Annotated in this window: 11 protein-coding genes; 7 read left to right on the top strand and 4 right to left on the bottom strand. The window is 52.8% G+C overall.

All coding sequences use genetic code 11. From position 1 onward, the window contains the following. The first annotated feature begins 241 nt into the window (after positions 1–241). A complete protein-coding gene (locus ACR0CG_RS18175) occupies positions 242–1,363 on the top strand; it encodes a linear amide C-N hydrolase (protein WP_170382460.1) in 1,122 nt (373 codons plus the stop codon). 339 nt (positions 1,364–1,702) lie between these two features. Here ACR0CG_RS18175 and ACR0CG_RS18170 read toward each other — a convergent pair whose 3' ends face one another. Then, entirely contained in the window at positions 1,703–2,710 is a 1,008-nt protein-coding gene (locus ACR0CG_RS18170; protein WP_170570605.1) for an AraC family transcriptional regulator, read from the bottom strand. Positions 2,711–2,842: 132 nt separating this feature from the next. Here ACR0CG_RS18170 and ACR0CG_RS18165 point away from each other — a divergent pair, with 132 nt between their 5' ends. The 4 genes from ACR0CG_RS18165 to ACR0CG_RS18150 all read left to right on the top strand — a co-directional run bounded on the left by ACR0CG_RS18165 (position 2,843) and on the right by ACR0CG_RS18150 (position 6,701). After that, a complete protein-coding gene (locus ACR0CG_RS18165; protein WP_170337131.1) occupies positions 2,843–4,240 on the top strand; it encodes an amidohydrolase family protein in 1,398 nt (465 codons plus the stop codon). Positions 4,241–4,266: 26 nt separating this feature from the next. Next, complete coding sequence (locus tag ACR0CG_RS18160; protein WP_171181224.1) at positions 4,267–5,031, top strand: DUF3299 domain-containing protein; 765 nt, start codon at positions 4,267–4,269, stop codon at positions 5,029–5,031. After that, entirely contained in the window at positions 5,028–6,206 is a 1,179-nt protein-coding gene (locus ACR0CG_RS18155) for a carbohydrate porin (protein ID WP_480526646.1), read from the top strand. The genes ACR0CG_RS18160 and ACR0CG_RS18155 overlap by 4 nt, the downstream gene beginning before the upstream one ends. 114 nt (positions 6,207–6,320) lie before the next feature. Next, complete coding sequence (locus tag ACR0CG_RS18150; RefSeq protein ID WP_170412890.1) at positions 6,321–6,701, top strand: hypothetical protein; 381 nt, start codon at positions 6,321–6,323, stop codon at positions 6,699–6,701. Between the two features lie 582 nt (positions 6,702–7,283). On the opposite strand, the gene ACR0CG_RS18145 is transcribed toward ACR0CG_RS18150, so the two are convergent. Continuing rightward, on the bottom strand, positions 7,284–8,297 hold the full coding sequence (locus ACR0CG_RS18145) for a hypothetical protein (RefSeq protein ID WP_480526644.1): 1,014 nt from the start codon (positions 8,295–8,297) through the stop codon (positions 7,284–7,286). Positions 8,298–8,457: 160 nt separating this feature from the next. Between ACR0CG_RS18145 and ACR0CG_RS18140 the strand changes: the two genes are divergently transcribed. Next, positions 8,458–9,809 (top strand): IS3 family transposase gene (locus tag ACR0CG_RS18140; RefSeq protein ID WP_480526643.1). Its coding sequence is split into 2 segments (ribosomal slippage): positions 8,458–8,794 and positions 8,794–9,809, totalling 1,353 coding nucleotides; the frame shifts between segments, so codons are not numbered across the junction. A gap of 55 nt (positions 9,810–9,864) precedes the next feature. Here ACR0CG_RS18140 and ACR0CG_RS18135 read toward each other — a convergent pair. Continuing rightward, entirely contained in the window at positions 9,865–10,461 is a 597-nt protein-coding gene (locus ACR0CG_RS18135; protein WP_480526641.1) for a hypothetical protein, read from the bottom strand. After that, a complete protein-coding gene (locus ACR0CG_RS18130) occupies positions 10,458–11,168 on the bottom strand; it encodes a TnsA endonuclease N-terminal domain-containing protein (RefSeq protein ID WP_170526191.1) in 711 nt (236 codons plus the stop codon). Before ACR0CG_RS18130 ends, ACR0CG_RS18135 begins: the two co-directional genes overlap by 4 nt. 71 nt (positions 11,169–11,239) lie before the next feature. On the opposite strand from ACR0CG_RS18130, the gene ACR0CG_RS18125 reads away from it, so the two are divergent. Next, entirely contained in the window at positions 11,240–12,070 is an 831-nt protein-coding gene (locus ACR0CG_RS18125) for a hypothetical protein (RefSeq protein ID WP_480526639.1), read from the top strand. The last annotated feature ends 152 nt before the right edge of the window (positions 12,071–12,222 follow it).

Raw genomic sequence — 12,222 nt, 5'->3', positions numbered from 1 at the left:
AAGCATTTCCCCAACACTGCTCTGCGGAACCATGTACTACCAGTCTCTACGATAAGCATGGTTGACCGCAACCAGCCCAAACCAGACATTCAGAGTCGGACTTTGCAAAGTCCGACGGAAGGAATAGGCGGACTTTCTTGCCTATTTGAAGATCATGCAAACTTCATTCAACTTGAGAACCGGTGTGGTAGCTTGGTCGAGCGAGTTCATAAGATCAGATCAGTCCAATTGGAGTACGACCATGCGTCATATCGAGCTATTTCGGATATTACCAAAAGCGACCATAGCCTTTGTGGCTTCAGTATCGATGGCCTGGGGATGCACTGGCATCATGTTGACAGGGCAGGATGGAAGCATCGTTCGCGCAAGGACCGCCGAATGGGGGCCGTTCGATCTTGAGACAAAGATCAACATTATTCCGCGAGGTTTCACTTATACCGCAGGCGAAATGCCAGATGAGCGAGACGGAGCAAACTGGACCGGCCGATTTGGAATGGTCGGTATCAGCATGTTGGATCATGGGGCTCCCGCAGATGGCATCAACGAAGCTGGGTTGACCGCCGGGTTGTTTTATCTGCCCGGCTTCACCGAGTATCAGGAGTACGACCCTGACCTTTCCGGCAACACGATTCCCGGCGATTTGCTAGCCAGCTATGTCCTTTCCCAATTTGAGACAGTTGAAGAGGCTGCCACCGGGTTGGCGAATGTCCGTGTTGTCGGGGTCGTAGATGAGACTCTCGGATTTCCCTTCCCATTTCATATGTTGGTTGCTGACCGGTTCGGCGGAAGGATCGTTGTCGAGTACATTGACGGTGAACTGACGATTTTCGATGCTCCGCTTGGCGTGATCACCAATTCGCCAAACTACGATTGGCACATGACGAACCTTAACAACTACGTAAACCTGTCGGCCCTTGGGCTTCCGGAAGTTGAGGCAAGTGGCGTTACTTTCGCGCCCCTTGGCGCTGGGAGTGGAATGATAGGGCTGCCAGGCGACTTCACACCCCCATCCCGGTTCGTCCGCGCAGTCGCCTTTTCTCAGACGGCGCGGGAGACGCAAGGTGGCTATGACACCGTGCGCGAGGCGTTTCGCATTCTGGATAATTTCAACATTCCGGCCGATGCAGCGGAGGGCGCTCAAGACGATGTGCAGTCGGACGACCTGCTTTACAGCGCAACTCAGATCACGACCGCTGCGGACTCCCTCAACCTCGTCTACTACTATCACACGATGTACGACAGAACGGTGCATATGGTCGATATGAAGCAGATTGACTTCGGAGCTATGGGAGACGAGATGATCGTCTTTGAAACCAGCGGTGATCGCGAACCAACGTTAGTCGATGTGACCCCAACGAACTGACGTTTTACCACGTGGGCCGTGGCGGCATCACCGCTGGCTGCGGCCCAATAAAACTTCGGAATGGAGGGTTTACCGCTCCAGCGAATTACCGGCGCTAGGCTCGAAGCCGCGTTCACCACTGTTCGCACTAGTGACTGGAGGCAGCCCGAAGCGGACCTTCGCAACCAAGCTTTGCTAACTCCGAAATACACAACGAAACGGCCAGTTGCAGAGGTTGTATCGGCGGTGGCAACCAACCATTCATGTCGTCGACTAACCTGTTCAACGTCGCACTACAACTTCTCCGAACTGATCCCACGAGGACCTAATCTTCGAAGCGTTCATTTGGCTCGACCACATTTACTTGCTTCGGAACTTGGTCGGTGTCATTCCGGTCTGACCTCGGAAAAAGCGAGTGAAATGGGACTTGTCAGAATAGCCGAGCATCAGTCCGATCTCTGCAATTGTCATCTGGTTTTGTTTGAGGTGCTCCTTGGCGACATCGATACGCAGCCGTTTGATTTCGCGCGGTAGCGTTGTGCCTTGTTTTTGAAGCGCTTTCAGAAACCGTTCCGGTTGTATTCCCAGCATTCCAGCCACCATCTCTGGTCCCAAATCGGTTTCATCCAGTTTGTCGCGTAAGACAGATCGCAAAGCTGCCACCACGGTTACTTCTTCATCTTGTCGAAGTGATGCTATGGGCTTGGCAGAACCCTCAGAGACGTGGTGCAAAAACAACCATTCCACAGGAAAACTAATTTGCATTCCGGGATCAGTCCCAAGGCCAACCTCGATCCCTTTGTAGTCGATAGGCAGCCCATTGATGTATCTGCTTTCCCATCGCACACGGGAAGAGTCCCAGGAATCTCCGACGACGGTCTGCAATAGGCGTACATAGATTGCGGCACCAAAACCGGTCACCTGAATGGGTGGGACGGTTGGTTCCTGTTGCCTCTCGATACGATAAGTCGCTTTGTCTGCTTCAATGACAAGGCTGTGCCGCACAGAATTGGACTCCTGCGGCACGAGCTCAACAAAGCGGGTAAAAAACTCGAACAGCGTTTTTGTAGATTGCAAGGCTTGAGCGAAGGGCGGCCATCCTTGTAGGTCAAACGCTTCCCCTACATTCAGTCCTAGGTATCGATCCCCTGATACTTCTGAGAAAGCATTTACCAAGCCGTAAACCAACTCGGAGTGAACGTACACGGATGGGTTAGTCATCAGTTCAGCTTTCAAGCCGACCTGATCCAATGCTGGTTGCGGATTGATCTTACGTTCGGTGAGATATTGCAGAAAGGGAGCGGCTAAAGAGAGGCGAACAAAGCCCTCGCTATGCTCTCGGGAGGTGGAGTTGAAAGGCAAGCTCATAACCCTTGTTGGATTAGCTTTAAGAAGTGGCCATTTTTGCAGTCACATTCGTACATCCTAATTCAAAAGGGGCAACCGAGCCAATGAATTCCAGACTATAGTTGGCAAAACATGAATATGAAGGGAGTACTTATGTCCGGCTTACGAATGTCTCTTTGCTCGACGGCAATTGTCGCGGCAGTTCTTTCTTTTTCGGCGACCGCGCAGGCTCAGGATCAAGAAGAACCCCAAACGCTGTTTACCAACGTGCATGTCTTCGACGGTGTGAATGAGCAACGCATTGAAAATGCCAGTGTTCTGGTCGAGGGCAATCTGATCAAGTCCGTCTCAACCGATGCCATTGATGCGCCGAGCGCGACGGTTATCGACGGCGGTGGGCGCACTCTGACACCGGGCTTTATAGAGAATCACGCGCACCTGATGCTCATGGGGCCATCGATTGCCGAGATGGAAACCAACTCGACCTGGGAGGATTTCGCCATCCACGGGACCCGGATGGCCGAAATGTACCTGATGCAGGGCTTCACGACCGTTCGCGATGCCGGGGGCGCTGGCGGCGGGCTGCGGCGCGCAATTGACGCCGGCCAGATCGTCGGCCCCCGCTTTTATCCTTCCGGGGCATTTCTCGGAACACGTGGTGGTCACGCCGATTTCGCATCCTTCACATCTCCGCCGGGTGGGGTGACCAACTTTGGGACTCTGAATATGGCCCAACAGGTCAACGGTGTTGACGAAATTTACATGTATGGCCGCAACAACCTGCGCATGGGTGCCACGCAATTGAAGTTCATGCAATCAGGTGGGGTGATTTCGGCATTCGATCCATGGCAGTTGCTCGCCGGTTCGAAAGAAGAGATCGAGGCCGCTGTTCAGGTTGCCAACGAGTACGGCACCTATGTCATGGCACATTCCTACCGCAAAGAAGCGATCATCAATGCCCTGAATGCAGGGGTCAGAACCATTGAACACGGATTTCACTTTGACTGCGAGATTTCTGCTTTGATGAAAGAAAAAGGAGCGTACATCACGACGAACATCACAGCATTTGATCCAGGCCTACTTGATGTTCCTTCCGTGAAAAACAACCCCAACAGTTTGAGGAAGGCCAAATCGGCCTCGGCGACCTTCGAAGCCTACATTCCAAGTATGAAGGAATGCCCGGCGCCGCGCGGTTTCCAAACCGATTGCGTCGGCTCGGTCGAAGCGTGCAACATCCAGATCGCCTACGAGAAACATCTGAATAACCATTTCTTCGGCCCCTATGCGTCGATGGTAACCCTAACTTCGGTAGGTGGCGAGATCGCGGCACTTAGCGGTGATTTCATGAACCCCTATCCGGAAGGCAAACTGGGTGTGATCGAAGAAGGCGCCTATGCCGACATCCTGCTGATAGACGGCAACCCCCTCGAAGACTTCTCTGTCGTTGGAACAGGCGATCAGTGGTTCGGTGCGGACCCGAGGCCGGACAGCCCGGAAACAATCCGCCTGATCATGAAGGACGGTGTGATCTACAAAAACACACTGGATTGACCAGATAAAGCAGCCGGAGAGCATTCATGCGAAATTGGTTTTGCTCCGCAGTATTCGCATGGTTGGTTTTGTGCGGTTATGATGCTGCGGCGACGCCTGGAACCGCGTTGGACTGGGCAGATCTGCCAGATCCGTCTGCGCAGGTCTTTGATGACCCCTATCGTGAACTCAGCCCCGAACAGTTCGACGATGTTCTTTTCGTTGTGCGTATACGCGGCAGGTTGCAGCAGGAGGTTGGCAGCGCCGAAGAACGGCAGAAATGGCAATTGCTTTTAGCAGAGACCGAAGACGCCTTGGTGTCAGACGGAATTGACGTCGACTGGTTACTCGATCAGCGCGAGGTTGTGACTGAACGTCGAAGAAAGGCTGGAACGAGCGGAAACCCGCAATTCGACGGCAGAACAATCACACTCGCGGGCTTTGCCATTCCTGCTCCAAGCGATCCGGACGGCCGGCCTGTGGCGTATTTGGTGCCAGAAAGAGGGATGTGCAGCCACATGCCTCCACCTCCGCCTAACCAGATGATCCGTGTGCGGTTGAACGGGGACTGGGCGCCTAGCTATTTCCACGAACCCGTTCGGCTGACAGGCACGCTGACTATCGATCCTTCCGTTCATAATATGATGGTTGTGGATGGCCTCATGCCTATGAATGCGACTTTCCAGCTAGAGGCGGAACGTGTCGAAACTCTGGAAACCGAGGCAGACAGGTTGGAATGGAAGCAGCGTGCTGCTGATCTCATCCGCGCGGCAGGAAATCGCAAGACCGGTGGGGCACAGGCGTCAAAATGATAAGACTTCTGGTTGCCGCATTGAGCATTGCATTTGCTGGCGCAGCGTCGGCTCAGGGACTATCCGGGCCATCTTCAGTCGAAGCCGATCTTGCGCCCGGAGACGGGCTCACCGATCCGCAATATCGTTCCGATTTTCCACGCAACATCGCACCGGGTTGGTTTCAGTGGAAAGACCGACTGGCTGAGGGTGGTTTTCGGTTCAACATTGACTACCTGGCATTGGGCCAAACCACGGATGCTGATCTGGGAACCGGCGAAGCAGCCAGCGGAATTGCGCGGTTCTACGGCAGTTGGCAGGCAACTGAACGGGGGTCTCTGACATTCAAGATCGAAGACAGGCACAGTTATACTGACGTTGCTCCGCAATTTCTCGGGCTGGATGGCGGAGCCCTTTCAATCACGGGAACAGCCTTCAATGACAACGGTTTGCTTCTGACCAATTTGTTCTGGACCCAAAGGGCTGAGAATGGGTCGTGGGCGCTGCAAGTCGGCCAGATTGATGTAACGGACTTTGTGGATATCTACGGGTTGGTAAGCCCCTACAGTGGTTTTCAAAACCTGTCTTTCAATACCAACCCGACAATCAACACGCCCAACCAAGGCCTTGGTATTGCCGGTGGGGTAAAGCTGAGCGAGAACCTCTACGCCGTTGCCAGCGTATCAGACGCAAACGCCGACCCGTCCGATCCAAACTTTGATGTGTTTAGCGACGGCAATCTCTTCAAGTCGCTCGAACTTGGGTACACGTCCGGCTTTGATCGCATCTACTTCGACAATATCCATCTGACCCTCTGGCATGCGGATGCGGCTGACGATGGCAGTCGAGCAGAAGATTACGGCGCAGCGTTTTCCGCCGCATGGTTTGTTGACAATAAATGGATGCCGTTCTTCCGTGCAGGGGCCTCGAAGGGAACCGCAGCGCTTTATGATCGGTCGATTTCTGCCGGTCTCGGTTACTATGGTCGCAACACCGATTTGGCCGGTCTGGGCCTAAACTGGGCCGAAGCAAGAGGCATAGATGGCGATCAGTTCACGCTTGAAGCTTTCTACCGCTTTTCAATCTCACCCGGACTGCAGATCACGCCATCGGTACAATTCATTTCCGACCCGCTTCTAAATCCCGATCAGGACCGGATTACCCTGTTCGGTCTAAGAACCCGGATCGTTTTCTAATGCGGGGTGAAGGCAGTCACTAAGGGGTGTGCCAAAGGGCAACTAAGAGAGATCAAGCGCGTGCCGGAATTTTCAACGCCGGTCGAATGAAGTTGGGAAGCAAAGGAACAATCTATGAAGATTGCATACGGAATTCTTGCAGCCTTAGCAGTTGTGTTTTTCATCCTTGGAGGCAGCGATGCCCATGCCAAAGACAACAAGGGTAAAAAGCCGAACAAGGGGGGCAAGAACGGTGATGTCAGCATTCAGATAGAAGACAAACCCGGCAAAGGCCCAAAAGCTGTACCACCTGGACAGATCAAGCGCTACACGCGCGGTGCCAAGCTCCCATCTGACCTGGAGTTCGAGGATATTGGGGACCTTTCCAAATGGAAGCTGGGGGAGCCCGGCAAAGGAAACCGCTACATTCAGGTCGATGGCGAAGTCCTCGAAGTTACGAATGATCTGTCTACTGTTGTCGATGCCGTCGGCATCGTCGGTGATCTTCTCAACTAGACGAAAGTACGATGTTTCAGGGCAAGAACTACCTCGTTTGCCCTGACGCTGGCCGGGGCGATCATTTGTGAACCCCGGCCCAAGTTCAAAACCCGGATCCGAGGCGCTACGATGATAAAGGCCCTTCTTGTTCTTTTTGCGCTTGCTACCTTTTCGTCAGCACGCGCCCTACTCGCTCAGGAAAACGGTGCAACTGAAGTCCCGCAAACAATACGCTTTCAGGGCTATGTATAGCCCAGTCGCGAAGCAGAACTGTCGCCTTTGGTGGACAATGTGGTCAACCGGACTTTGCAAAGTCTGCTTTCTGCGCATCGCTGACCTTTGAATTCGAAGAAGCATTTTGAACTTTGTGTTCACGATTTCAGCTAAAGGAATGTTCACGAATGTCCGATTTTCGGACTTACGGGTGGTTGGCTGACTAGAACGCAACCGCTCTATAATCGCGACTTATGTTAAATCTCGAAATCCCGGCTTTCTGCCACAAAACCGGTGCGCGTTTTCGACAGTTTCAGGAAAACGAATGTTTCTCCCGTTGATGGCTGGAATGACGATTTGCGCAGCATCAATATTAGAATAGGTGCCTTATTCAGGCGCGTGCGGGAAACCCGCAACCCATTTGTCATATTCCGACCGTAGTTGCCCAAGGAACTCATCTACATTCGAAATCCTTAGCTGTGCGTCCTTGGCAAGCAGCATATCCAACCGCTCCTCCTTTTGAGCGCAGCGCAGATTCAAACACAGTGCCTCCGCGACTGAGCCAACGGGGAACGGCGTGAACTGTCTCTCCGGAATATCGATTAGGTAATCAATCGAATAGCGCGCTGCCTCAACCGGCTCGAGCAGAAAGTTCACAGCCTCTCTTCCGGGAACGAACATCGTTCCAAAATTTACGCCGTTTACGGAAGCGAAAAGATCATTCTCGCCCGAAAGGCGCTCGACTTCGTTGTTTGCAATCGCTTGAAAGAGGTCGTCCTTGACCCCGTTCCATTTTGGCCACGCCACGATGAAAATATAGTCTTCCGCCGTCTCGAAGCGTTTGAGGTCTCTAAATGGTGCCATGTTCCCGGGCAATTCAACCTTCCCACTGAGGTCTCCAAAAATGGATGGATCGGGCTGGATGCGAGTTTCGTTCATCTCATAATTCCAGGTCCCTGGATCGTCCGCCAGCCTAAGGACAAAGGCTGGTTTCCAGACCTGAAAACTGGCGTCAAATCGCAATTGCAGCGATAGTCGTAACACGGTTTCGAGCTTAAAATTCACGGCTTGCAAAGCTTTCGAAAGATCCGGCCTTTTTCTAGCGATGTCTCGGAACTCCGCGTACCAGTCCCAGTGATGTTCCTCATACAACTCGTTAAACAGCGCCCAGTTACCGCCGTCTTCAAAGTCGTCCTCCCCAATCGAGAGTCTGTCGGTCAGCCCAAAAAAGTCATAGATCGAGAATTCGACGGCAGCATCCAGACCGAGACGGTCTACCCGTCGTTTTGGCACCTTGACGACGCAATAGGGATGTTTGGCAGCCGGTGTACCAATATCACAAATAGCCACCGTTGGAGCCAGTCGTTGAAAAGGCGCGTCGAATACATAGTCGGCGTCCATGTCAAAGATTTGCCCCCAACCAGCGCCTGATATCAGTGAAAGTTCACCGCTTCGAGGCCATTCCGGCGGAACACCTGTCTGACATCAGCACCTGTGGGCCTGATTGAAGGAATTGCATAACGGAAGGTTTCTGGCTCATCTGAACCGTTAAGGAGTGAAGATGAGACGGAAAGCTGGAACCGACAAACCGACGGCTGAACGGGTCGTCAAGGACATTCGCCGCAAGACGCGCAAGCACCATTCGGCGGAGGAGAAGATCCGCATTGTGCTGGAGGGTTTGCGTGGCGAGGAGAGCATCGCCGCGCTCTGCCGTCGCGAGGGGATTGCCACGAGCCTGTACTATTCCTGGTCGAAAGAGTTCCTGGAGGCCGGAAAGAAGCGGCTGGCAGGCGACACAGCCAGGCAAGCGACTAGCCCCGAAGTGAAGGAGCTGCGGGCCGAGGCGTCGGCCCTGAAGGAGGCCGTTGCCGACCTCACCCTGGAAAACCGCTTGCTCAAAAAAAGCATGCTCGGGGATGGGGACGACGACATATGAGATACCCCGCAACGGAGAAGCTCGAGATCATCCGACTTGTCGAGCAGTCCCACTTGCCAGCGAAGAGGACGCTGTCGAGGCTGGGCATTCCGAAAACCACGTTCTACCGCTGGTGTGCCCGCTATGAGGCGTTTGGTGAAGCCGGGCTTGAGGATCGCCGACCACACCCCGGCCGGGTCTGGAACCGCATCCCTGACGAGATCCGGCAGGCTCTCGTTGACCTCGCTCTGGATGAGCCGGAACTATCGCCGCGTGAGCTGGCATTCCGCTTCACAGACACGAAAAAGTACTTTGTATCAGAGCCTTCGGCCTATCGCATCCTCAAGGAGCAGGACCTGATTACTGGCCCGGCATTCAACGTGATCAAGGCCGCGGACGAGTTCCACGACAAGACCACGAGAACGAACCAACTTTGGCAGACGGACTTCACCTACCTGAAGGTGACAGGCTGGGGTTGGTTCTATCTCTCGACGATCCTGGACGACTTCAGCCGTTACATCGTGGCATGGAAGCTCTGCACAACGATGAAGGCCGGCGATGTCACCGACACTCTGGAACTGGCGTTGGAGGCATCAGGCTGTTCGTCGGCGACCGTCCGACACAAACCTAGGCTGCTCAGCGACAACGGCTCATCATACATCTCTGGTGACCTGGCGGATTGGCTCCAAGATCAGGGCATGGACCACGTTCGAGGGGCACCAAATCATCCGCAGACCCAGGGCAAGATCGAGCGGTGGCACCAAACGCTCAAGAACCGCATCCTGTTGGAGAACTATTACCTACCGGGCGCACTCGAGGAAGCGATCAGAGCCTTCGTCGACCACTACAATCACTGCCGCTATCACGAGAGTCTCGGCAATCTGACACCGGCCGATGTCTACTTCGGTCGCAGCCACGGCATTCTGAAGGAAAGGAGAGCCATCAAGGAAAGAACACTGAAACAGCGACGCTTGCTCAATCTTGGGAGCGCCGCGTAAGATCGCAATCGATGAGCCAGGCCGTCCTAAACGCAGTCAGCTCAATCGGACCACTTCATTCGATGACGGACAACTTTGCTTTGGCAAGCCTTGCGAGAGACGTAAGCGTCATGCGATCCGAAGTCAGAAACCGTTCTTCGAGCAGATCGTAAGTGACTTCTTCAAACAAGAAGTCGTATCTGGGCGCTCGGTTGCCTTTGTTCGTGTGTTTGGGTCGAAGCCCTGCATCGCCTTTTGAACGGTCCAGCTTATCCCAGGATTGAACAGTCCTTAGTGAGGGAAAACCATTAGCTCGGAAAGACGTGTATTTGTCATCCAAGAAGTCTAGTAAAAGTCGATTGTAGGCTGCCTGCCAAGTGAGACCACCTCCTCGATGCACTCTGATCGCTGTGATAACACGTTTTTTGAAGCTTAGTTCTTTCTGCTCAGAAGCGTTGAGCATTCGGCGCAGTGACCTGGCATCTGCGTTCGGATCGAACGCCATCTCGGAATGAATGAGTTCTCTGAATCTCTCAAAGCTGATGTGCGAATAAACACCGTCCTTGTCAGTCAGGGAGACTGAACCGTCGCGCACTCCAATTTCTTCTACGGTGAAGGTCTGTTCTTCGATCAGAACATGCCAGCCAATATACTGTCGCTGAACGTGGGTCATAGCTCGATGATCTCCAGATGATTGGTTTTTGGAGTTGGCGACAAACACGCAAACGAAGCCGGCCCAAGACGTCGACTATGAAGATCCACTGCAAGAAACCCGGAAAGGATAGCGCAAAGGAGTTCGTCCGAACCAAGATCAAACTCGGAGATCAGCTGACCAAGACGGACACCTTCGTTTGGCACTTCAGAAAGGACCTCTAGAGTTTTCTTCGTTGGTGGCCTGTCAATAACAGCCTTCAGCGTGCGGACGTTGTGAGCCACGATTTCCGTCAGCGTTTCGTCTGTAATCAGTGTCCAATGATGGCCAACAGATTTGAAAAACTTTGGCAAAAAATTCCGATGGAGGTCCTCGTTGACCCGACTTTCAGCTTTTGTTTCAACGAAAGCTGTTCGACCATCCCGCATTCTGACGAGGAAGTCGGGTGTGTAAGGCTTGGGGCGATAGCGCTTTCCGACAAACTCATCGATAAGATTCTCTTTTTTCGCATAAGACCTTCCCGATAGAAGATCATATGTGCAAGGTTGGGGCCGGAAACTGGCTACACGCGGATCCAACGCCAACGCAAAAGCAGTCGTGGCCTCCAATGTGCTCTCCAATTGGATGTATCCAGCACATTTCGGAGCACTGACGTAATTTGCTCTCTTTTTTTGCCCCGCTTTTCTTACGATGCGGGATGTTGGGTGTGACTTGGGGTCTTTTTTCACTGGTAGATCTTGTACTATCCTTGATGGGATTACCCGAATAGGATATTCGGACACAGAATACAAGGAAAAAAATGGCGGAAAAATCCGGCAGCCTTGAAGGCGTGGCAAAAAGAGAAAACTGGATCGAGCTTGGCGAAGCTCTTTCAGAGGCAATGAGCCAACCAGAATACTACGGGCTCGGAACTTCGAGTGAAGTTCTCCAAAGTGTAGCTAATATCAAAGGAAAACAATCGGATAGCTTAAAGAAAACTGTGAATGTAAGCGCTTGGTTAAAGCAAAATTACCCGGATATCTTTGCCGCGAAACCTCCATGGCTCGGCATGACCCTGGTGATGTTCCTGATGAAAATGAATGAATTGGACCCTTCGGAAGCCAAGAAATCGGCCGCCGAAGTCTTTGCGGGCCATTCCGGTCAGGTTGCGCTCAAGAAAAAGTATGACGAACTACGAAAAAAGAGAAAGCAGGCGTCTAATTCAGTTACCAGTGCTGCGATTTCTGCACCAGAAAGAGCTCAGCAGTTCGAAACCATCGTGACCAACTACTTCGAACGCTTTGGGGCGCAGTTGTTCAACACCAGTCATGTCACCATTCGTTCAGGCAAAGTTATAGAACCGGTCAGCCCCGATCTAGTCGTGGATTGTGCAGACGGACGCCGGTTTGCAATCGAAACAAAAGCATATCGTAGTCAAGTAAACCGCCGCGATATCATCGGTACACTGGGGCACTTGGCCCTTATCGAAAAGCTTGTGCCAGAAATTCTCATGATCGTGCCCGAAGGAAGCGCATATGACTTGCGTCGGATGAATGATTTGCGCGACAAACTCTTCTTAAAGGGTATTCGCTTTGCAACACTGCCCGAAAAGAGAGCTGAACGAGCTACAGACCTTAGGGTATCCGAATAAAGCTATTTGCTGTCAGCATCATGGGATACAGCATTTGACAAGGGTCTGGTGACTTTCAAGGACGACGGGACACCTAGGTTTTCGAGTAAATTGTCCGCACCGGCAATGAGCTCGTTTTCTGGACATTCCAAGCAGATCTCTGGTCAAACTGC

The sequence above is a fragment of the Ruegeria sp. AB8 genome, assembly GCF_056542605.1.
This window is presented reverse-complemented; position numbering and strand designations above follow the sequence as displayed.